24 protein-coding genes are annotated in these 20,855 nt (G+C 69.4%); 15 read left to right on the top strand and 9 right to left on the bottom strand.

The window, feature by feature from the left end:
- Window positions 1-130 precede the first annotated feature (130 nt).
- The gene (locus VGB75_01770) at window positions 131-370 is read right to left on the bottom strand and encodes a hypothetical protein (GenBank protein HEY0165746.1); all 240 of its coding nucleotides are present in this window, start codon (window positions 368-370) and stop codon (window positions 131-133) included.
- A gap of 34 nt (window positions 371-404) precedes the next feature.
- Here VGB75_01770 and nth point away from each other — a divergent pair, with 34 nt between their 5' ends.
- From nth to VGB75_01750, 4 genes are all read left to right on the top strand, one after another.
- Window positions 405-1,148 (top strand): endonuclease III, encoded by a 744-nt coding sequence (nth, locus tag VGB75_01765; protein HEY0165745.1) that lies wholly within the window; start codon window positions 405-407, stop codon window positions 1,146-1,148.
- A complete protein-coding gene (locus VGB75_01760) occupies window positions 1,145-1,822 on the top strand; it encodes a CoA pyrophosphatase (GenBank protein ID HEY0165744.1) in 678 nt (225 codons plus the stop codon). Before nth ends, VGB75_01760 begins: the two co-directional genes overlap by 4 nt.
- 92 nt (window positions 1,823-1,914) lie before the next feature.
- Window positions 1,915-2,289: a cupredoxin domain-containing protein gene (locus VGB75_01755; protein HEY0165743.1), complete on the top strand. Its 375-nt coding sequence runs from the start codon at window positions 1,915-1,917 to the stop codon at window positions 2,287-2,289.
- A 16-nt stretch (window positions 2,290-2,305) separates the two neighbouring features.
- Window positions 2,306-3,490: a MarP family serine protease gene (locus tag VGB75_01750; protein ID HEY0165742.1), complete on the top strand. Its 1,185-nt coding sequence runs from the start codon at window positions 2,306-2,308 to the stop codon at window positions 3,488-3,490.
- 53 nt (window positions 3,491-3,543) lie between these two features.
- On the opposite strand, the gene VGB75_01745 is transcribed toward VGB75_01750, so the two are convergent.
- Both VGB75_01745 and VGB75_01740 read right to left on the bottom strand, forming a co-directional pair.
- On the bottom strand, window positions 3,544-4,467 hold the full coding sequence (locus VGB75_01745; protein ID HEY0165741.1) for an alpha/beta hydrolase: 924 nt from the start codon (window positions 4,465-4,467) through the stop codon (window positions 3,544-3,546).
- A 9-nt stretch (window positions 4,468-4,476) separates the two neighbouring features.
- A complete protein-coding gene (locus tag VGB75_01740) occupies window positions 4,477-4,908 on the bottom strand; it encodes a phage holin family protein (GenBank protein ID HEY0165740.1) in 432 nt (143 codons plus the stop codon).
- A 164-nt stretch (window positions 4,909-5,072) separates the two neighbouring features.
- Here VGB75_01740 and VGB75_01735 point away from each other — a divergent pair, with 164 nt between their 5' ends.
- A complete protein-coding gene (locus VGB75_01735; protein HEY0165739.1) occupies window positions 5,073-5,819 on the top strand; it encodes an SDR family NAD(P)-dependent oxidoreductase in 747 nt (248 codons plus the stop codon).
- A 134-nt stretch (window positions 5,820-5,953) separates the two neighbouring features.
- Here VGB75_01735 and VGB75_01730 read toward each other — a convergent pair whose 3' ends face one another.
- The 3 genes from VGB75_01730 to acs form a co-directional block, all read right to left on the bottom strand.
- Window positions 5,954-6,235, bottom strand: coding sequence for a type II toxin-antitoxin system RelE/ParE family toxin (locus tag VGB75_01730; GenBank protein ID HEY0165738.1), 282 nt, complete (start codon window positions 6,233-6,235; stop codon window positions 5,954-5,956).
- Entirely contained in the window at window positions 6,232-6,498 is a 267-nt protein-coding gene (locus VGB75_01725; GenBank protein ID HEY0165737.1) for a type II toxin-antitoxin system Phd/YefM family antitoxin, read from the bottom strand. The genes VGB75_01730 and VGB75_01725 overlap by 4 nt, the downstream gene beginning before the upstream one ends.
- An 82-nt stretch (window positions 6,499-6,580) precedes the next feature.
- Window positions 6,581-8,572 carry an acetate--CoA ligase gene (gene acs, locus VGB75_01720; protein ID HEY0165736.1) on the bottom strand — a complete coding sequence of 664 codons (1,992 nt, stop codon included), beginning with the start codon at window positions 8,570-8,572 and terminating at the stop codon, window positions 6,581-6,583.
- A 364-nt stretch (window positions 8,573-8,936) separates the two neighbouring features.
- Here acs and VGB75_01715 point away from each other — a divergent pair, with 364 nt between their 5' ends.
- From VGB75_01715 to VGB75_01695, 5 genes are all read left to right on the top strand, one after another.
- Window positions 8,937-10,187, top strand: coding sequence for an extracellular solute-binding protein (locus tag VGB75_01715; GenBank protein ID HEY0165735.1), 1,251 nt, complete (start codon window positions 8,937-8,939; stop codon window positions 10,185-10,187).
- A gap of 72 nt (window positions 10,188-10,259) precedes the next feature.
- The gene (locus VGB75_01710; GenBank protein ID HEY0165734.1) at window positions 10,260-11,207 is read left to right on the top strand and encodes a sugar ABC transporter permease; all 948 of its coding nucleotides are present in this window, start codon (window positions 10,260-10,262) and stop codon (window positions 11,205-11,207) included.
- A 1-nt stretch (window position 11,208) separates the two neighbouring features.
- Window positions 11,209-12,099 carry a carbohydrate ABC transporter permease gene (locus VGB75_01705; GenBank protein ID HEY0165733.1) on the top strand — a complete coding sequence of 297 codons (891 nt, stop codon included), beginning with the start codon at window positions 11,209-11,211 and terminating at the stop codon, window positions 12,097-12,099.
- On the top strand, window positions 12,096-12,281 hold the full coding sequence (locus VGB75_01700; protein HEY0165732.1) for a hypothetical protein: 186 nt from the start codon (window positions 12,096-12,098) through the stop codon (window positions 12,279-12,281). The genes VGB75_01705 and VGB75_01700 overlap by 4 nt, the downstream gene beginning before the upstream one ends.
- A complete protein-coding gene (locus tag VGB75_01695) occupies window positions 12,278-13,225 on the top strand; it encodes an ROK family protein (protein HEY0165731.1) in 948 nt (315 codons plus the stop codon). Before VGB75_01700 ends, VGB75_01695 begins: the two co-directional genes overlap by 4 nt.
- On the opposite strand, the gene nagA is transcribed toward VGB75_01695, so the two are convergent.
- Together nagA and VGB75_01685 are read right to left on the bottom strand one after the other, a co-directional pair.
- Window positions 13,188-14,369, bottom strand: a complete 1,182-nt coding sequence (nagA, locus tag VGB75_01690) for an N-acetylglucosamine-6-phosphate deacetylase (protein HEY0165730.1) — start codon at window positions 14,367-14,369, stop codon at window positions 13,188-13,190. The genes VGB75_01695 and nagA overlap by 38 nt on opposite strands.
- Entirely contained in the window at window positions 14,366-15,100 is a 735-nt protein-coding gene (locus tag VGB75_01685) for a GntR family transcriptional regulator (GenBank protein ID HEY0165729.1), read from the bottom strand. Before VGB75_01685 ends, nagA begins: the two co-directional genes overlap by 4 nt.
- 269 nt (window positions 15,101-15,369) lie before the next feature.
- Here VGB75_01685 and VGB75_01680 point away from each other — a divergent pair, with 269 nt between their 5' ends.
- The 4 genes from VGB75_01680 (at window position 15,370) to VGB75_01665 (ending at window position 18,738) form a co-directional block, all read left to right on the top strand.
- On the top strand, window positions 15,370-16,356 hold the full coding sequence (locus VGB75_01680) for an SIS domain-containing protein (protein ID HEY0165728.1): 987 nt from the start codon (window positions 15,370-15,372) through the stop codon (window positions 16,354-16,356).
- Window positions 16,356-17,243, top strand: coding sequence for an N-acetylmuramic acid 6-phosphate etherase (locus tag VGB75_01675; protein HEY0165727.1), 888 nt, complete (start codon window positions 16,356-16,358; stop codon window positions 17,241-17,243). Before VGB75_01680 ends, VGB75_01675 begins: the two co-directional genes overlap by 1 nt.
- A 102-nt stretch (window positions 17,244-17,345) precedes the next feature.
- Window positions 17,346-18,086: an oxidoreductase gene (locus VGB75_01670; GenBank protein HEY0165726.1), complete on the top strand. Its 741-nt coding sequence runs from the start codon at window positions 17,346-17,348 to the stop codon at window positions 18,084-18,086.
- Window positions 18,079-18,738, top strand: coding sequence for a DUF402 domain-containing protein (locus VGB75_01665; GenBank protein HEY0165725.1), 660 nt, complete (start codon window positions 18,079-18,081; stop codon window positions 18,736-18,738). The genes VGB75_01670 and VGB75_01665 overlap by 8 nt, the downstream gene beginning before the upstream one ends.
- A 329-nt stretch (window positions 18,739-19,067) precedes the next feature.
- On the opposite strand, the gene VGB75_01660 is transcribed toward VGB75_01665, so the two are convergent.
- Window positions 19,068-19,865 carry an HAD family hydrolase gene (locus VGB75_01660; protein ID HEY0165724.1) on the bottom strand — a complete coding sequence of 266 codons (798 nt, stop codon included), beginning with the start codon at window positions 19,863-19,865 and terminating at the stop codon, window positions 19,068-19,070.
- Between the two features lie 142 nt (window positions 19,866-20,007).
- Between VGB75_01660 and ssd the strand changes: the two genes are divergently transcribed.
- Window positions 20,008-20,760 carry a septum site-determining protein Ssd gene (gene ssd, locus VGB75_01655; protein HEY0165723.1) on the top strand — a complete coding sequence of 251 codons (753 nt, stop codon included), beginning with the start codon at window positions 20,008-20,010 and terminating at the stop codon, window positions 20,758-20,760.
- Window positions 20,761-20,855 lie beyond the last annotated feature (95 nt).

Genomic DNA, 20,855 nt, shown 5'->3' with positions numbered 1-20,855 from the left:
CGCACGTCTTGCCGGATTGTAGGGGGTGACGCCGGTCGCAGACCGGCGACCCGCGACCGGCGCCACGATCGGATCGTGAGCAAGCCGGCCAGGCTCACCGGGCTGGGTGCGGGCCAGGCCGCGGAAAGGCCTACTGGCCGCGGTTTCTCCGGCCGGGGCGGTTCAGCCGCAACCGGGACCGGAATCGGGACAGCGCGGTCTCGGGCCCCTCACGCACGAGGGCGCCGAACTCCTCGGGATTGGCGTTCTCCAAGAAATCCTCGACGTCGCGCTCAAGGGCGACCCGGGTCAGCGGCTCCTCGATGCGCTCCATGACGAGCATGAAGATCAGCAGAAGCACCGGAAACAGCAACACCAGAAATCCGATCATGGTGTTGTCATTGTGCCCCAATAAGCTAGCGGGTGTGGGAACCACTACGGCCACGGCCGAACGCCAGGAATCTCGGCTCGCTCTCACCCGGCGAGCACGACGGATCAACAAGGAGTTGGGCGAGCTTTACCCGAACGCGCACTGCGAGCTGAACTTCAGCAATCCCTTGCAGCTGTCGGTCGCGACGATCCTCTCGGCGCAGTGCACCGACAAGAAGGTCAACGAGGTGACGCCGGCCGTCTTCGCCGCCTACCCCGACGCGGCCGCCTACGCAGGCGCGGTGCGAGAGGAGCTGGAGGCGCTGATCCGCCCGACCGGCTTCTTCCGCGCCAAGACCAACAGCTTGATCACCCTGGGCCAGCAGCTCGTCGAGCGCTATGACGGCCAGGTGCCGGCCAGCCTTGAAGAACTGGTCACGCTGCCCGGCTTCGGCCGCAAGACCGCCAACGTGGTGCTCGGCAACGCCTTCGGCATCCCCGGAATCACCGTCGACACCCATCTGGGCCGGCTGGCCCAACGTTGGCAGTGGACGGCCAACACCGACCCGGTGAAGATCGAGGCCGAGATCGCGGTGCTGATTCCACGCCAGGACTGGACGATCATGTCGCACCGGGTGATCTGGCACGGCCGACGGATGTGCCATGCCCGCCGGCCCGCGTGCGGGGTCTGCCCGATCGCCCGGCTCTGCCCGTCGTCGGGCATCGGAGAGCAAGATCCGGTGGCGGCGGCCAAGTTGGTCAAGAGCCCGTCCCAGGTGGATTCCGAGCTGACCGGGTGAGCCGGCCGGGTGAGCCGGCCGGCTGGTCCGCAGTGAGCGCGGTGACGCCGCCGCCCTGGCTGAGCCCCATGGTGCTGGCCTTGGAGTCAGCCCCGGCGCTTGAGCTGTCCCGCTTCAGCCCGCCCCGCGACGGCAGCGGCAGGCACTCGGCGGTGCTGATCCTGTTCGCCTCGCCCGACGCGGCCGCCGAAGGCGACGTGCTGCTGATCCAGCGCTCGGCCACCATGCGCAACCATGCCGGCCAGGTGGCCTTTCCCGGCGGGGCCACCGATCCGCAGGACAGCTCTCCGGCCGCCACGGCGCTACGCGAGGCGGCCGAGGAGGTGGGGCTGCGGCCTGACACCGTGGACGTGCTGGGGGCGTTGCAGGCGGTGTGGCTGCCGCCCTCGGGCTTCGTGGTGACCCCGGTGCTCGGCTACTGGCGTAGCCCGCATCCGGTTGGGGTGGTCGATGAGGCCGAGGTGGCCAGCGTGCACCGGGTGCGGTTGAGCGAGCTGTTGCTGCCTGCCAACCGGTTCACCGCCCGGCACCCGTCCGGCTACAGCGGGCCGGCCTTCGCCGCCGACGGCTTGTTCATCTGGGGATTCACCGCCAACCTGCTGGACCGTTTGCTACGCCTGGCCGGCTGGGAGCAACCCTGGGATCGCGAGCAGGTTCGGCCACTGCCTGTCTAGCCCGCACAGCCGCGCCGGGTACGGTCGCGGGTGTGCTGATGCTTGGACCGGCCCGACTGGGCGCGCGCGGCAGCCGCGTCGCGGCGCTGCTGATGGTATTGACGCTGCTGGCCGGCTGCCAGACCAAGTCGGCGATCGAGCAGGGCCCGCACACCGGCTCGACCACCGCCGCGGTGACCGCGGGAGTGCAGGAGGTGGTGATCACCACCGACGAGGACTACCGGTTCACGCCCTCCACCATCACCGTGCATCGGGGCAAGGTCCGCATCACCCTCAAGCATGTCGGCACCGGCGCTCCGCACGACTGGTCGTTGCAGGACTTTCCGGCCGACTACGTCCCGCTGGTGTCAGCCGGTCAGACCAAATCGGTGGAATTCACCGCACCCGAGCCAGGTGCGTATAAGTTCGTCTGCACCATTCACATCAAGCAGGGACAGACAGGCACCTTGATCGTGCTGCCGAACTGAGGAGGTCCGCCCCCCGGTGAAGCCGGACCTGCTCGACCTGATCCTGGTGGTGGCGATCCTCTGCTACGCCGTCGGCGGCTATCGCAACGGCGCGGTGCTGGCCGGCCTGTCCTTCACCGGTTTCTTCGGCGGGGCCGCGCTCGGCGCCCAGTTGGCCAGACCGCTGGGCCGGACGCTGGCCGACGGCGCGGCCCAGGTGCCGGTCGCGATCGTCTGCGTGCTGTTCTTCGCCATGCTCGGCCAGTTGATCGCGATCTGGGTGGGCGGCCGGCTGCGCTCGAGGGTGACCTGGAACCCGGCCCGCCACGTGGACCGGGTGATCGGGTCGCTGTTCTCCATGCTGGCGGTGCTGCTGGTCGCCTGGATGGTGGCCCTTCCGCTGGCGTTCGCGCCGTTTCCGGCGCTGTCGGACCAGGTGCGCCGCTCGGTGACGATCCGGGCGGTGGACGACACGCTGCCCGACAGCGTCCGCAACCTCTACAGCTCGCTGCGCAGGTTCGTCGACCGCAGCGGTTTTCCGCAGGTCTTCGGCGCCCTGCAGCCGACCCGCATCGTCGACGTGCCGCCTGCCGATCCGGCGTTGTTGCGGTCGAAGTCGGTCGCGATGGCCCGGGACGCGGTGCTCAAGGTGCGCGCGGTGGCGCTGTCCTGTGACCGCGGAATGGAGGGCTCCAGCGTCGTCTACGCCCCCGAACGGGTGATGACCAACGCCCACGTGGTGGCCGGGGCCGACCAGGTCAAGGTCGAGACCAGCCGCGGCCCGCTGAGCGCTCACGTGGTGGTGTTCGACCCCGGGCGTGACATCGCGGTGCTGTGGGTGCCCGGGCTGAAGGTGCGGCCGTTGCGGCTGGCCGCCGTTCCCGCCGGCTCAGGCCAGGACGCCATCGTGCTCGGCTACCCCGAGGACGGCCCGTTCGACGTGCGCCCGGCCCGCGTCAGGGACCGGGCACGGATCTCCGGCCGCGACATCTACGGTCGGCTCTCGGTCGACCGCGACATCTACTCGATCAGGTCGGTGGTGCGCTCGGGCAACTCCGGAGGCCCGCTGATCGCCACCGACGGCTCGATCCTGGGAATCGTGTTCGCCTCCGCGCTGGACTCCGCCGACACCGCCTTCGTGCTGACCGCCGGCGAGGTCACCGATTCGGCCAACGCGGGCCGGCACGTCACCAGGACGGTCAGCACGTCGGCCTGCAGCTAGCGCCGCCGGGCCCGCTCAGCCGGGCGCGGGCCGCTCAGCCGGGCGCGGGCCGCTCAGCCGAGTTTCGCCCACCGGATCAGCTCGTCGGAGACCCGTTCGGGGCTCTCGTGCTGCGGGAAGTGCCCGACCCCGGCCAGCAACCGCCACTCGTAGTCGGCCGAGACGTGCCGCGAGGAGCCCTGCGCGGTGGAGGGCAGCACGCACCGGTCAAGCTCGCCGTGCAACTGCAGGACGGGCGTGCCGATGGGTTGCCGCATCGAGCGGGCGTAGGCGCGGCCGTCGGGGCGGGGCAGCGACCGCACCATCCAGCGAAAGAACTCCAGCGAGCAGTGCGCCACCGGGTGGATCCGCATCGCCTCGGCGTAACGGCTGATCGCGGTGAGCTGACTCGGGGTGCCGCGCCAGAGCGGGCCCGACCAGGTGTCGAACAGCCGCTCCAGGAACAGCGAGTCCTGGGTGAGCAACCGCTCCCCGAGCCGGGGCACCTGGAATGTGCCCAGCGCGTAGGCCGAGGCGTGCCGCTGCCCTTTGCGGTCATAGAGCACCGCCTGCCGCAGCCGCAGCGGGTGAGCAGCGCCCAGCACCGCGATCCGGCGCACCACCTGCGGATGCTGGGCGGCCATCGTCCAGGCCAGCAGGCCGCCCACGTCGTGGCCGACGACCACCGCGTCCCGCTCTCCGAGCGCGGTCACCAGCTGGGCGATGTCGGCGGCCATGGTGGTGGCGTCATAGCCGCGTGGCGGCTTGTCGGAGGCGCCGTAGCCGCGCAGGTCCACCGCGACGGCGCGATAACCGGCGTCAGCGAGGTCGAGTAGCTGCGCCGACCAGGTCCACCAGAAGGTCGGCATCCCGTGCAGCAGCAACACCAGCGGGCCGGTGCCGGCCTCGGTGACGTGCAGAGCGATGCCGTTGGCCCGGATGGTGCGGTGCGTCCACGGCCCGTCGATCAGGACGACGGACTCGTCGGGTCTATTCAACTTCTAGAACTAGGCCCGGTGACCCGGCTGGTGCGTAGTCGCCTGGCGCAACGCCTGCACGGTGCTCTTGGTCGTGTCGATCGTCTGTTGCGGCGCCTTGACCCGCTTGACCTTGCGCCAGCCCAGCAGCCCGAACAGGCCGGACAGGCCCAGGAGCAGCAGGAAGACGATCAGGTAGGCGACCCAGCGCCACAGGTGCAGCGCCACCAGGCCCTCGGCCAGGGCGATAAAGCCGAAGATCGATGCGAAGACCGTCAGCACGGCGGCCACGGAGAACCATCCCGCTCCGGTGCCGGCGTTCTTGACCGAGTCCTTGATCTCGAGCTTGGCCAGCTCGATCTCACCGTGGAGCAGGGTGCTGAAGCTGGAATGCGCTTCGGCGACCAGGGTTCCGATGGAGGGCGGCCCAGACGCCTGCGTCGAGGTGTGGTTCACGGTCACCCGCCGATATCCCTTCCCTAGCGCTGCCGGTCGGAGCTGACCGGTGGCACGAACTTGAAGATCTTGGATCCATCTCAAACCCTACCGCGCCTGACGGGCGCCGATTCAGGTCGTGTGCGCCGACGCAGGCCGTGCCGCTCAGGGCTTGTGGTTAAGGTCTGGGTGTGCCGAGCTATCTGATCACCGGAGTCTCCCGTGGGATCGGCCGAACGCTGTCCGAGCGGTTGATCGCCGCCGGACATCAGGTGTTCGGCCTGGTCCGAACCGTCCCGACCGCGGAGTCGGCCGCCGGGCCGGGCTCACCCGGACTGGGCGCAGCCGGGCTGGGCTTAGCCGGGGTGCTGAGCGCAGACCTGTCGGCGCCGCACTCCTTGGAATCGGCGCTGGCGCCGTGGCTGGCGAGGCTGACCGCACTCGACGGGGTGGTGCACTGCGCCGGCGTGGTGCGGCCGGGCACGTTGACCGGCTCGAGGCCGGTTGACTTCGAGGAGCAGTTCGCCGTCAACGTCACCGCGGTCGCCGAGCTGACCCGGCTGCTGCTGCCGGCGTTGCGGGCCGCGGCCGGCGCGGTGGTGTTGGTCAACTCCGGTTCCGGCCTCAACGCCCGCTCGCCGCTGACCAGTTACGGGGCCTCGAAACACGCCTTGCGCGCCTATGCCGAGGGGCTGCGTCAGGAGGAGCCCGGCCTGCGGGTCAGCACGCTCTACCCCGGCCGGACCGCCACCAGCATGCAGCGCACCGTCCGGGCCGCCGAGGCCGGGGAGTACGAGGAGTCGGACTACCTGCAGCCGGCCACCGTCGCGCAGGTCATAGAGCTGATCCTCGCGCTGCCGGCCGACGGGGTGATCACCGACCTGACCCTGCGGCCGTCGGGGGTGCCCGGACTGGCCTCCCCGGACGCCCCGCGCTGAGTCTGGCGCACCGGTTGACCCGCGCGCCCACGTAGGTCCGAGGCGTTGTAGTTACGTTGAACGAGAATGGGGCTACTCGCCGAGCCGCCGGGTGTGATAGCTGCTCACAATGCACCAGCGCGGTTTCCGCCCCATTAAGTCAGGCGGTAGGAGTCTCGGCGGTGTTCGATCCGCAAGACGACGACTTCCCGTAGCTCGTCGTTGATGCGGTACAGCACCCGGTACGTGCCTCGCCGTGCGGAGAAGATGCCCGCAAGGTCATTCCGAAGTTCCTTGCCGACCCGATGCGGGTTCTCGATCAAGGCCGTGGTCAGGAAGTCGATCACCGCGGTCGCAACCGCTTCGGGCAGCTTGCTGGCGAGTGCGCGCTGGGCAGGCGGGGCGACAACCAGCTCGTAGAACTCAGGCGCGCTCACCCCCGCAGGCCACGAACCGCGTCTACTCCGCGCACCGTGTCGCCTCGTGCGTAGGCCGCGTCCGCCTCGCGGATGTCGGCCAGCGCCTCCGAGTCGCTGAGGACCTCGATCGTCTCCTCCAACTGTGCCAGGTCCTCCGGGCTGATCAAGACCGCGGCCGGGCGGCCGTTGCGGGTCACGATCAACCGCTCGTGGTGACGCTCGACCCGGTCCACCATCTCACTGAGGTGATCCCGGACGGTCCGCAGTGACTCAGTGCTCATGGCTACAATTGTGGCGCTCCGGCGACGACCTGTCGAGTCGGTCGGAGACGCGCACTCAAAAGTCGGTCCACCGGCAGGGCGCTCAGTCCTCGGCGGCCTTGTCGCCCTTCGCGGCCAGCCCTTCGGAGATCAGATCCATCACCGTCGAGTCGGCCAACGTGGTGACGTCGCCGATCGATCGGTGTTCGGCGACGTCGCGCAGCAGCCGGCGCATGATCTTGCCGGACCGGGTCTTGGGCAGCTCGGCCACCACCATGATCTGCCGGGGCTTGGCGATCGCGCCGATCTCCTTGGCGACGTGATTGCGCAGCTCGGTGACCATCTCGGCGCCGCCGTCGGCGGCCGACCCGCGCAGGATCACGAACGCGACGATCGCCTGGCCGGTGGTCGGGTCGGTGGCGCCGACCACCGCGGCCTCGGCGACCGAGGGATGTGACACCAGCGCCGACTCGACCTCGGTGGTGGAGATCCGGTGCCCGGCCACGTTCATCACGTCATCGACGCGGCCCAACAGCCACAGGTCGCCGTCGGAGTCCTTCTTGGCGCCGTCGCCGGCGAAGTAGTAGCCCTGCTCGGCGAAGCGCGACCAGTAGGTCTCGCGATAGCGCTGCTCGTCGCCCCAGATGCCGCGCAGCATGCCCGGCCAGGGTTGGGTCAGCACCAGCAGCCCGCCACCGCCGTTGGGCACCGGCTGGCCCTGGTCATCGACCACGTCGGCCTCGATGCCCGGCAGCGCCCGCATCGCCGAGCCGGGCTTGGCCGCGGTCACCCCCGGCAGCGGGCTGATCATGATCGCGCCGGTCTCGGTCTGCCACCAGGTGTCCACGACGGGCGCCCGGTCGCCGCCGATCACCCGCCGGTACCACATCCAGGCCTCGGGATTGATCGGCTCGCCCACCGAGCCCAGCACCCGCAGCGAGGACAGGTCGAACTTGTCCGGGAACTCCTCGCCCCACTTCATGAACGTCCGGATCGCGGTGGGAGCGGTGTACAGGATCGTCACCCCGTACTTCTCGGCGATCTCCCAGAACCGGCCTTTGTGCGGGGTGTCCGGCGTGCCCTCGTAGATCACCTGAGTGGCGCCGTTGGCCAGCGGGCCGTAGACGATGTAGGAGTGCCCGGTGACCCAGCCGATGTCGGCGGTGCACCAGTAGACGTCGGAGTCGGCGTGCAGGTCGAAGGCGGCGTGGTGGGTGTAGGCCGCCTGGGTCAGGTAGCCGCCGGTGGTGTGCAGGATTCCCTTCGGCTTACCGGTGGTCCCCGAGGTGTAGAGGATGAACAGCGGCGTCTCGGCGTCGAAGGACTCCGGCTCGTGCCACTCAGGTTGACCGGCCACCGCATCCTCCCACCACAGGTCGCGGCCCTCGGTCAGCTGGACCTCGTTGCCGCCGCGCTTGACGACCAGCACGTGCCGGACCGGTGAGCTGTCGCCGGAGAACTTGGCCAGCGCCTCGTCCACCACCGGCTTGAGCGCGAAGACCGAGCCCCGGCGGTAGCCGCCGTCGGCGGTGATCACCAGCGCGGCGTCGGCGTCGAGCACCCGGTCATAGATGGCCTGGGCGGAGAAGCCGCCGAAGATCACCGAGTGGATGGCGCCGATCCGGGCGCAGGCCAGCATCGACACCACCGCCTCGACGATCATCGGCAGGTAGATCGCGACCCGGTCGCCCTTGCCGATCCCCAGTTCGGTCAGCGCGTTCGCGGCCTGGCACACCAGCTTCTGCAGCTCGGCGTAGCTGACCGTCCGGGTGTCACCCGGCTCACCCTCGAAGTGCAAGGCGACCTTCTCGCCCCGGCCGGCGCTGACATGGCGGTCCACGCAGTTGACCGCGGCGTTGAGCCGGCCGCCGACGAACCACTTCGCGAACGGGGCGCCTGACCAGTCCAGGACCTGGCTCCACTCCGTTTCCCAGTCCAGCCGGCGGGCCTGGGACTCCCAGAACTTCAGCCGGTCAGTCGCCGCCTGCTCGTAAGCCTGGGCCGAGTAGTTCGCCGCGGCCGCGAACTCCTCCGACGGCGGGAACCGGCGCTCCTCGTGCAGCAGGTTGGACAGGCCTTCATTCGACTCGCTCATCTGGCTCCCTCCGGCTTGTCTTCAGTGCCGATGTCTGATGCCGACGTTATCGTCCGGCGCCGATCTGCAGAAGGCGGGAGGCGGTTTTCGATCCTGCGGGCGCCGCTACCGGACCGCTGATCCAGCACTACGGCGCCGGGCGCCGGGTGGGTGTCGCGCATGACGGCTGCCAGGCCAGCAGCGCAACTGGTCCAGACAAGTCTGTCAGCTGGTCTAGACCACTGCTGCTTGATCGCGTAGCGTTCGTGAATCGGGAGAAGGTGCCGCAAGGGGCGATATGCCTAACCTAGGCGAATAACTTATTGGCGGCCATTCGCCCCCCTTGCGCGTACCGCATGAAACTGTGAGAACGAAGGGGTTGGATATGAGACGAGGCCCAGCCGCGGTCGTGGCACTCTCGGCTGCCGCGGTGCTTGCACTCGGCGCCTGCGGTAGCTCGAATAGCAGCGGGAGCAGCGACGGCAGCACCACGTTGAAGTTGGTCGCGGCCGACTACGGAACGGGTCCGGATAACTCGAGTAAGAAGTACTGGCAGGACATCGCCGACGCCTTCCACACCGCGAATCCGACCATCACCGTCAAGGTTCAGGTGATCAACTGGAACGACTTCGACAACCAGGTCCAGACGATGGTCCAGAACAAGCAGTACCCGGACATCACCGAGGGTGACTACTTCGCCAACTATGCGCAGGAGGGTCTGCTCTACAAGGCAACCGAGGTGATGAGCCAGACGAGCAACCTGCTGCCGGCGTTCTCGAAGCTGGGCAGCTACCAGGGCGAACAGTACGGCCTGCCGTTCACGACCAGTTCTCGCGCGCTGTTCTACAACAAGAAGCTCTTCGCGCAAGCCGGCATCAGCGGGCCGCCGCAGACTTGGGACGAGCTCAAGGAAGACGCCGCAAAGATCAAGGCACTCGGCAAGATCGGCTTCGGCCTGCCCCTCGGTTCTGAGGAGGCACAGGCGGAATCGCTGCTCTGGATGCTCGGCAACGGCGGCAACTACCAGGACAGCAGTGGAAGCTGGACGATCGACAGCGAGCAGAACGTGGCGTCCTTCCAGTTCCTCAAGGACCTCGTCAGCGCCGGCGACACCGAGCCGAACCCGGGGACCAAGAACCGCACCGACCTGTGGAAGCAGTTCGCCCAGGGCCAGATCGGCATGATCAACGGCTCGCCGGCGCTCATCCCGATCATCCGCCAGGGCAAGGTGCTCGCCGACTCGGACTGGGGCTCGGCGCCGATCGCCGGTCAGAGCGGGCCGCTGAAGAGCACTCTCGGGGTCTGCGACTTCGTCGCGGCGTTCAAGAACGGCGGCACGTCCAAGCAGGCTGCGATCAAGAGCTTCCTGGATTTCGCCTACCAGGACAAGTACCAGTTGCAGTTCGACAAGGAGTATCACCTGCTGCCTGCGACCTCCTCGGCGTCCAAGGCCCTAGCATCCGACCCGACCTTCGGACCGTTCCTCAAGGCGCTTCCGAATGCGGTGCAGTACCCGAACAGCCCCAGTTGGGCCAACGTCAAGACCCAGATCCAGCACACGATCGGCACCGCGGTCACTGGTGACCCGAAGAAGGTTCTCAGCAGGATTCAGCAGACAGCCCGAAAGGGCAGCTGATCAGATGCCGTTCCGGCGCGGCATGCATCGCTGCTGCCGCGCCGGATGTGATCGCGGGGAGTGAGCCGAGACATGGCAGCACAGAGCGTGGTGAGCGCCGACCGGCCTGGGCCCGCTAGGAACGGCAAGCCGCTACGTCGGCTGGCCCGGGCGGCGGCCCCGCTTGTCTGGATCGGCCCGGCGATATGCCTGATCGCAGTCGTGGTGCTGTGGCCGGTCGTGGTGATGTTTCGGACCTCGTTCCAGCACATCAGCCCCGACGGTTTCATTCTCGGCTCGGCCGGCGGAGAGAACTACGCGGACCTGTTCGACGAGCCAGACCTGGGCGGCGTGCTGATCCGGACCGGTGTGTGGGTGGTCGCCGTGGTCACCGTGACGATGATGATCTCGCTCGTGCTCGCGCAGCTGTTCAACGAGCGCTTTCCGGGCAGGCGGGTGGCCCGCTGGGCGCTGATCGCCCCGTGGGCAGCGTCGGTCATGATGACCGCGCTCGTGTTCCGCTGGGCGTTGGACGCCAATAACGGTGTTGTCAACGTCTTCTTGCAGGACCTCGGCCTGCTGGAGTCGTTCAATTCCAACCAGTCCGACTGGCTCGGTCGCCCGGTCGCCGCCTTCGTCTGGATGATGGTGGTGGCGGTGTTCGTTTCGGTGCCGTTCTCCACCTACGCACTTCTCGCGGGCCTGCAGTCGCTGCCTGAAGACGTCTACGAAGCAGCCCGGGTGGACGGGGCGTCGCGCTGGCGTTCATACCTGTCGATCACGCTCCCGCTGCTGCGACCGGCCTTTCTGGTCGCGGCGCTCATCAACATCATCAACGTGTTCAACTCGTTCCCGATCATCTGGGAGATGACCCGCGGTGGACCGGGCTACCAGACCAGTACGACGACCACCTTCATGTTCCTGCTCAAGCAGAGCTACATCGGTGAGTCGGCCGTCATGTCGGTGCTCAACTTCGGCCTTGTCGTTCTGCTTGTCCTGCTCTTCCTCAGGGCAACCCGCTGGAAAGATCAGGTGAAGTGAGATGACCGTCGTCGCCGCGGCGCAGGCCGCGCCGGAACAGGCCCGCACCGCTGGAAAATCGCGCCGCCGAGCCGGCCGGGGTCCAAGCCGGATCCTGCTCTCACTCGCCGCGTACGCCGTTGCGTTGATCTTTGTCCTGCCGTATGCCGAGATGGTGATCTCGGCGCTGCGGCCGCCGGAGGAACTGCTGGCTCGTGGCTACCTGCCCAAGCACTACGACCTGTCGAACTTCACCTCGATCTGGAAGACCGGCTTCGGGAGCAACCTCGGTTCGAGCTTGAAGATCGCCGGCGGCGCGACGGTACTGGTGTTGATCGTCGCGATGCCCGCGGCGTACTACACCGCTCGCCGCCGGTTCCGCGGTCGGACGCTGTTTCTGGTGCTGGTACTGGCCACCCAGATGTTCCAGCCGGCCGCGATGCTGGTCGGTGTCGAGCGTGAGTTCATCAGCTTCAACCTGCCGAGCCCGATCCTTTCGCTGATCCTGGTCAATGCCGGCTTCAACCTCGCCTTTGCGGTCTGGATCCTCAACGCCTACTTCTCATCGATCCCGGCAGAGCTGGAAGAGGCGGCCATGGTCGACGGCGCCACCCGGCTCGGGGCGCTGCGGCGGGTCACGTTGCCGCTGGCAGTTCCGGGCATGGTGACCGCGCTGATCTTCACCTTCATCGGCGCCTGGAACGAGTTGTTGGTCGGGCTCACCCTCACCCTCGGGGCTCCCGAGGGCCAGCGCCCGATCACCGTCGAGATCAACAACTACATCGGGCAGTACTCGATCGACTGGGGGCACCTGTTCGCCGGGTCGGTGATCGCCACCATTCCGGTCATCATTCTGTTCGCGCTCATCGAAGGAAAGGTCGTCGGCGGGTTGACCGCAGGATCGATCAAGTGACCACGGCCATCCGGGTCGCGGGCGGAGAGGATCCCACCCGCATGTCGTTCGTTTCCGTCGAGATCGCCGGTTTGCCGGAATCGCAGCGTTCGACGGTGGTCACCACCGCCGCCGAGCCCAAGGGGCTGGACCCGGACAAGCCCCGCGACCTCACCCGCTCGATCGTCCTGCCGAACCCGTGACGGCGCTGCCGGCCGTACTCGCCGTCGACGTCGGCGGCACCACTATCAAGGCGGCAGTGATCGACCAGGCCGGCGCCGTCCTGGATCAGGCGCAGCGCCCGACGTCGCCGGCGAACGGGCCGGCATCGGTGGTCGAGGCGGTGCGGGCTGCCACCAGCGAGCTTGTCCGGCCGGGGGTGGTGGCCGCCGGGGTGGTGATCCCAGGATCGGTCGAGGTCGCCACCGGGATCGCGCGCTACTCGGCCAACCTCGGCTGGCGCGACGTCCCGCTGCGTGATCTTCTCGCTGCCGACCTCGGCATCCCCGTCACCATCGAGCACGACGTGCGGGCGGCGGGACTGGCCGAGGCCGCCCTCGGCGCTGCCCACGGGGTCACCGATTGCCTGGTCGTCGTGATCGGCACCGGCATCGCCGGCGTCATCCGGTCCGCCGGGGTAACGCTGCGTGGGGCGACCGACCTGGCAGGCGAGATCGGCCACATCCCGGTGTACCCCAACGGTGAACCGTGCGCCTGCGGTCAGCGGGGTTGCCTGGAGACCTACGCTTCGGCGGCCGCCATCGCTCGCCGCTACCGGGCCTTGGGCGGGGATGCCGGCGCCCTCGATGCGCGTGAGATCGCGGCTCGGGAGGCGACCGATGCCACTGCGAGGCAGATCTGGGCAGAGGCCACCGACGCCCTGGGGGTGGCACTGGCGACCTACACGTTGCTGCTCGATCCGGGTTCGATCGTGCTGGGCGGCGGTCTTGCCGAAGCCGGCGATCGGCTGCTGGTTCCGGTCCGCGCCGCCCTCACCGAGCGGCTGACCTGGCGCGAGCCGCCGTCGGTGTCGGTGTCGGCACTCGGGTCGCGCGCCGGGCAACTGGGAGCAGCCATCCTCGCCTGGCAGGCGGTCGGGTTCGCCGAGTTCAGTTCGTGGTCGGCGCCGAGGTCGCCATGCCGTTGAACTGAGGCGCTTCAACGCCACACCATTGGCCGCCGGCCATCACCCGCACGACTCGCAGGTCGTCGTCGAGCACGACCAGATCGGCGTCGAGCCCGACGGCGATCGAGCCGCACAGGTTGTCCAGACCCAGTACCCGTGCCGGGTTGGTGGCGGCAGCCGCCGCCGCGATCTCGATCGACAGGCCGCAGTCGATGACGGCCCGGCGTAGCGCGTCGTCCATCGTCAGGGTCGAGCCCGCCAGCGTTGCGCTGCCCGCCAGTCGGGCCTGCCCGTCCTGAACCCGAACCTGCTGGCCGCCCAGCTCGAACTCGCCATCGCCGACGCCGGTCGCGTCGATGGCGTCGGTGACCAGCACCAGGCTCTCGGGGCTGCGGGCGACCAGCGCTGTGATCGCGGGATGGACGTGGATGCCGTCGTTGATCACCTCGCAGGCCAGGCCGGAGTCGAGCGCGGCGCCGATGATCCCCGGCTCCCGATGGTGCATCGGCCGCATGCCGTTGAACAGATGGGTGGCAAGCGCCGCGCCGGCATCAATGGCCGCCCTGGCCTCTGTGTAGACGGCGTCGCTGTGTCCGATGGCGGCAACCGCTCCGGCGGCGCGCACGTCGGAGATGAGGGCGAGCGCGCCCGGCAGCTCGGGTGCGATGGTGACGCTGCGCAGCGAGTCGGCCGCCGACTCGACCAGGCGGGCGAACGCGCTGCGGTCGGGCAGCAACAGGTGTGCGGGATTCTGGGCGCCACAGCGTGCCTGCGACAGGAACGGCCCCTCGAGGTGCGCGCCGACGGCGCCGATGGCGCCCGAAGGCCCGGCGGCGACGAGGTCGGCGACCCAGCGGAGCTGCCGGGCGAGCGCGTCCAGCGGCGCGGACACCAGGGAGATGAGGCTGCGGGTGGTGCCATGCCGGCGGTGGAAGGCAAGCGCCGCCGCCATGTCGTCGGCGGACGCGGCAACGGAGTGCCCACCCCCGCCGTGCATGTGCAGGTCGATGAAGCCGGGCAACAACCAGGCGCCGGCCAGGTCCAGCGCCGGAGCCGGAGGGTCGCCGGTGCCGACGGCGGTGATCGTGCCGTGCCCGATCACCAGGTAGCCGCATGCCAGGACGCCGCCCGGCGTCACTATCCGCGCATTGCTCAGAACTGTCATCGGCGCGGGGAACTTAGTCGAGCCACGAACGTGACCCGATCACCCCGATACCAGCTCGTCACCCACTCCACCGGCTGCCCGGACTCGTCGAGGCTGTGCCGCCCGAGCACCAGCATCGGTGCGCCGGCATCGGTGTTGAGCAGCCGGGCCTCACGGGTCGAGGCCGGTGCCGTGGCGATCGATTCCTCGGCGCTGACCGGTACCACGCTGTACACCCGGTCGAGCACCGCGTACAGCGACTGCTCCTTCTTCATGTGCCGGGTCAGCCTCGGAAAGCGGGTGGCCGACAGGTGCGATGTCTCGACAGCCATCGGACGGTCATCGGCCAGCCGCAGCCGCTCGATTCGGCAGACCGGCTCACCCACCTCAATGCCCAGGCGTGCCGCGACGATCTGGTCCGCCTTGATGCGTTCGGCCGCCAGCAGCTGGGTCGAGGCGGTGAACCCGTTGGCGGCGGCCTGTTCGGTGAAGCTGGTCAGGTGCAGCGGCCAGGTCATCTTCGGTTCGGCGACATAGGTACCCGAGCCCTGCCGCCGGACCAGACGGCCTTCGGCCACCAGCTCGACCAGGGCTTGACGCACCGTGGTGCGCGAGGTGTTGAGATCGGCGGCGAGCACCCGTTCGGTCGGCACCGCGCTGCCGGGTTCCAGAGATTCGATGTTCTGCATGAGGTGCCGCTTGACTGTGTAGTACTTCGGTTCCCGTGTGGCTTGGACGGCGGCGCTGCTCACCGGATCTCCCCGATTGCTTCTCGATGTTCTTGTCGCTGGCGCGATGTCAGTGCTCGGTCTACTTCGTTGACATGCTCAAGTGAAGCATGCAGGATCACAGTGGTCTAGTCCATTGCATGGTGAATGGGGGCAGGTTGGGCGTCCGCTCATTCATCGGACGTCTCGCGAACCACTAGGACCGACCGCGCTTGGTGGCCCGGCGGTGACGCGAACCAGCCAACCGGAGGTCAGCTTTGACGACGCAGGTCGCACCGCCCCCAGGCCAGTTGATGGCGGCCGAGATCGCTGAGCAGCCCGCCGTGCTGGCCGGGCTGCTGTCCGAAGGGGCCGCCGGGATTGCGGCGTTAGGAACACGGATCGCGGCGTTCGGGCCGCGGTTCGTCCTGATCGCCGCCCGCGGGACCAGCGATCACGCCGCGCTGTATGCGAAGTACCTCGTCGAGGTGCGGTTGCAGTTGCCGGCCGGCCTGGTGTCGCCCTCGACGCTGACCCTGTATGGCTCCCGGCCGGACCTGTCCAACGTGCTGTTCCTCGCAATCAGCCAGTCCGGTGGTTCGCCGGACCTGGTCGGATCGGTGGAAGCCGCGCGCTCCTGCGGCGCCATGACGGTGGCTGTCACCAACAACCTGTCGTCGGCCCTGGTAGCGGCAGCCGCGCACCACGTTGACATCCGGGCCGGCCGCGAACTGGCCGTCGCCGCTACCAAGACCTATACCGCCGAATTGTTGGCGTTGTACCTGCTGCTGTGCGGAGGTGACGCGGCCGCGGTGCCCGAGGCGGCCGACCGCACGCTTGCCGGTGCGCCGCTTGCATACGCGGCGGCCGAACGCTATCGCTCGGTTCAGCGGCTGGTCACGATCGCGCGCGGATTCTCCTATCCAACCGCGCGCGAGGCGGCGCTGAAGGTGATGGAAACCTCCTACCTGTCGGCGCAGGCGTTCTCCGGTGCTGATCTATTGCACGGCCCGTTCGCGATGATCGGTCCGGAACTGCCGGTGATCGCGATAGTCACGCCCGGGGTCGGGGGCGCGGCGATGCGACAGGTGCTGGCACGGTTGGAAGCCGCCGATGCCGACATCCTCCGCGTCGGCGCCGAGTCCGGCGGCCTGCCGGTGGCGTCGGCCGGCGTCGCCGAGGAACTGCATCCGATACTGGAAATCCTGCCGCTGCAGCAACTGGCCTGGCGGCTGGCGTTGGACCGCGGTGGCGATCCGGACCGACCGCGCGGATTGTCGAAGGTGACCCAGACATGGTGATGGAGAGAATGGATACCGGGCCGAATACCGATGCCCCGCGGCTCGACCTGCTCGACACCGAAGCGGTCGTCGAACTGTTGTTGTGCGCCGAGGAGCGTGTCGTGCCGGCGGTACGCGCGAGTGCCACGACGATCGCCGAGGGCGCCGTGCTGCTCGGCGACTGCATCCGCGACGGTGGCCGAGTGGTGCTGATCGGGGCGGGTACGTCCGGGCGGCTCGCTGTCTGTGAGGCGGCGGAGCTTCCCGGAACCTTCGGCCTGGCGCCCCAGCGGTGCGTCGGGATCATGGCGGGCGGTGACCACAGCCTGGCGGGAACTGACTACGACGAGGACGACGTGGAGGCCGGCGCCCGTGCGGTGGCCGCCGAGGGCCTGAGCGCCGGGGATGTGGTCGTGGCGGTCGCGGCGAGCGGCCGCACGCCCTACGCCGTGGCCGCCGCCGAGACCGCTCGCGCGGCCGGTGCGACGGTGATCGCGGTCGTTGCCGCCGCAGGGTCACCGCTGGCCGCGCTGGCCAACGTCGCCATCGAGGTGCCGACGGGTGAGGAGGTGCTGCGCGGCTCGACCCGGCTCACCGCCGGCACCGCGCAGAAGATCGTGCTGAACGCGTTGACGACCAGCGCCATGGCGCGGGCGGGCCGGGTGCACGGCGACCTGATGATCGACGTGGTTGCCGCCAACGCGAAGTTGCGCAAGCGCTCGGTCGCGATCGTCGCCGAGATCGCAGGCTGCCCGGCTGAGGCCGCGTACGAGGCGTTGACGGCCTGCGCGTGGAACGGGCGCGCTGCCGTCCTGCAGCTGGTGGCAGGCCTTAGCCCGGCGCTTGCCACCGAAAGCGCCGCCGCGCACCACTCGCTGCGAGAGGCGCTTGTCGCGCTTGAGGGCTGACCTCGGCCCAGTCCCCGACCCAGCTGCTTCGACCCTGGCTGGGGGTGTTGTTTCGGGCGCCGGGCGCCGGCGACGGCGCAGCGTTGGCTAGCGTGTGGCTGCGTGCAAACCGATCCGCTGGCCCCGCTGCTGGAAATGCCCGGCATCGCCGACTCCGTGGCCGTGAGCAGGCAGGCGGTCGACAAGCTGCTCGGGCACCGCGTGCTGCGCCGGCGTTCGGCCGACGTCTCGGCGGAGTCGCTGCTGCGCGGAGCGTGGGCTTCGGCAGCGCTGGCCGGTTCGGCGGCCAGCCTGGAGGAGGTGCGCAACGGGCAGGCCGACGACCCGATCGTGCAAGGGGCGTTGCGGGTCTCCACCGAGCTGGCCCTGCTGTCCGGGCCCTGGACGAGCGCGCAACGGCAGGTGCTGGCCCGGCTGCACGCGCTGGCAGCGACCGACCTGCTGCCGGCTGAGAAGCTCGGCCGTCCCCGTCCGGACCGGGAGGTGGCGCACCGGCTCGACACCCTGGCCGAGGTGCTGGCGCAGACCAAGGCGCCGGCTGTGGTGATCGCGGCGATCGTGCAGGGCGAGGTGCTGAGCCTGGACGCCTTCGCGCCGGCCTCGTCGGTGGTGGCTCGCGCGGCGGCCCGGCTGACGTTGATCGAGCGCGGGCTGGATCCCAAGTCGCTGGTCGCGCTGGAAGTCGGGCACCTGGAGCTGGCCGAGCAGGAGCAGGCAGCGCTGGCCGGCTACCGCGGCGGTGAGCCGGCCGGGGTGGTGGGCTGGATCGAGCACTGCAGCCGGGCGATCCAGCTCGGCGCCCGGGAGTCGCTGGCCATCTGCGAGGCGATCCAGCGTGGTTGAGCCGGTCGAACCCGGTGTGATCGCCGCCGGCCGGCCGTTGCTGCGCAGGTACCGCCGAGGCACGAGCACATCCTGGCTGCAGGCCTGCCGGGTGGTCTCGGCTGACCCGGAGGGCGTGCTGGGCTGGCTTCCGGTGGGCGCCGGCTTCGGCTACCGGCAGCGGCCCGACGGATCGCCGGTGCGCGCCGCCCCGATCGCCGACTTCGGCGCCGCTGAGCTGCGGACCGGCGGCTGGCAGGGACGCTCGGCGCTGATCTTGATGCCGGCCGGCCGCGCGCACTCGGTGTGGTGGTTCTTCGACGGCGCGGACTTCAGCGGCTGGTACGTCAACCTCGAGGCGCGCTCGCGGTTCTGGCTGCACGACGGGTTGTTCGGGGTCGACGTGCAGGACCACGAGCTGGACATCACGGTCGCCCCGGACCGGAGCTGGCAGTGGAAGGACGAGGCTGAGCTGGTCGCCGTCACCGGCCTGCCCGGCTACTGGGACTCGCGCGGCAGTGACGAGATCCGCGCCGAAGGCCGGCGGGTGATCGCCGACATCGAAGCCGCCCGCTTTCCCTTCGACGGCGCGTGGTGCGATTTCCGTCCCGAGCCGTCCTGGCCGGCGCCGCGACTGCCCGAGCCGCTGCCGGACTTCCGGTGGCCGAGCTGACTGCTCAGAGGCCCGCCGCCGTGGCCTTGGGCTGGATGGGCTGGGCTGGATGGGCTGTGGTGACATGGCGAGGGCGCCGTGCTGAGCACGGCGCCCTCTGCGGTCAATCAGGTTACCAAGCGTGCACCTGGACTCAGGCGCGAGCCGATCACGGTCCGCGTCGACAGCCCTTAGCGTGGCTTAGTCGCCCGCGTGGGTACCCGGTTGCCCACTGGCGGAATCCACGACTGGTGGGGGCGGACCGCCATAGCCACTCAAGGACTCCGTAAGAGCATTCCTACTCCAGAAACCCCTTACATTGCAAGGAATCCGCTGACATCGGCGCCGTGTCAGCCGCGCTGGGACTTGCGCGCGTGCCCATACCACAACAATGCCGCCAGGCCGGCCGCGCTCGCGGCCATCACGGCGCTGGTAGCCGGCTGCGGCGCCTTGAGGCCGGAGAGCCGCTCGCGCAGCGGCACCGCGTTGGTGAAGGCCAGCGCCGGCCAGTGGTTGTCGGCTGCCACTCTGCGTAGCGCCTTGTCCGGGTTCACCACGTAGGGATGACCGACCGCCTCCAGCATCGGGACATCGGTGATCGAGTCGGAGTAGGCGTAGCTGTCGGCCAGGTCATAGCCTCGCTCGGCGGCCAGCTCACGCAGCCCGTCGGCCTTGTTCGGGCCGTAGGCGTAGTACTCGATCTCGCCGGTGTAGCGGCCCTCGTGGACCACCATCCGGGTCGCGATGACGTGATCGGCGCCGACCATCTCGCCGATCGGGCGCACCACCTCGTCGCCGGAGGAGGAGATGATCACCACGTCACGGCCGGCCGCCTTGTGCTCGAGGATCAGCTCGACGGCCTCGTTGTAGACCAGCGGGTCGATGATCTCGTGCAGCGTCTCGTTGACGATGTCGCGGATCTGCTGGACGTCCCAGCCGGTGCACATGGCCGTCAGGTACTTGCGCATCCGGTCCATCTGGTCCTCGTCAGCGCCGGACAGGGCGAAGACGAACTGGGCGAAGGCGCTGCGCAGAACCGCTCGGCGGTTGATCAGCCCGCCCTGGTAGAAGGACCTGCCGAACGCCAGCGTGCTGGACTTGGCGATGATCGTCTTGTCCAGATCGAAGAACGCCGCTGAGCTAGCCATCCCGCGAGGATAACCAGGACGGGCCCGCGCGGCGCGCTGCCGGTCCGCTCGGGCACCCGGTCGCTGTCCACAGCCGGAGGCGGCGTCCACATCTTTGACCGGGTGACCGCTGGCGTCAGCGCCCGAGGCCAGGGTGGTGGTCATGACAGCGCAACCGATCATCGGCGTGCTCGCCGGCTGCGGCGGAGCGGGCGCCAGTGTGTTCGCAGCCGTGCTCGCCGGCTGCGCGGCGGCCCAGTCCGGCCAGGCCTTCCTGATCGACTGCGACCCGGTCGGCGGCGGTGTCGACGTGCTGCTGGGCTGCGAGCGCGCGGCCGGCTCCCGGTGGAGCCAGGTTCGGCTGCGCGGCGGCCGGCTGGACCCGGCGGTGCTGCGCGACTGCCTGCCCAGCTGGCACCAGGTGTCAGTGCTCGCTGTTGACGCCCCGGCCGCGCTGGACCCGGCCGCGCTGGGTCCGATCACCGCCGCGGCGGCCGTGGCCGGCCCGGTCGTCCTCGACATCGCCAGGTGGCCCTCGCCGATCCGGGCGGCGGCGTTGAGCTGCTGCGATCTGACGATCCTGATCACACCGGCCCAGGTGCGTGCGGTCACCGCCGCCGCAGCCATCGCCGCGGACCTGGAGCGCGAGCGGACCGCGCTGGTGATCCGGGGGTCCGCGCCCACGCTGCCGGCTGGCCGGATCGGCGAGTTGCTCGGACTGCCGGTGCTCGGAGAGCTTGGGCACGATCGGGCCAGCCGGCAGCCAGGAGGGCTGAACCCGCGTCGGATCAGGCGGAGCGCCAGGCGGGTGGCCGAGGCGGTGCTGAGCCAGGCAGCCGTGGTCGCCGGGCCGGCTTCGGAGGCGGCATTCGATCCGCCAGCCGCCGGGGCGGCTGAGACGGTGGCCGCGACATGAGCGGCGACCTGGTCGACCGGGTGCGGCAGCGGTTGGCAGCCGGCGCCGGCCCGCGTGATCTCGGCGAGCTGGTCGGACAGGAATCGGCGCTGCTG

Origin of the sequence: Jatrophihabitans sp. (assembly GCA_036399055.1) — a bacterium.
GTDB lineage: Bacteria > Actinomycetota > Actinomycetes > Mycobacteriales > Jatrophihabitantaceae > Jatrophihabitans_A.
The sequence above is the reverse complement of the archived record's forward strand: the minus strand, read 5'-3'. Positions and strand labels throughout refer to the sequence as shown.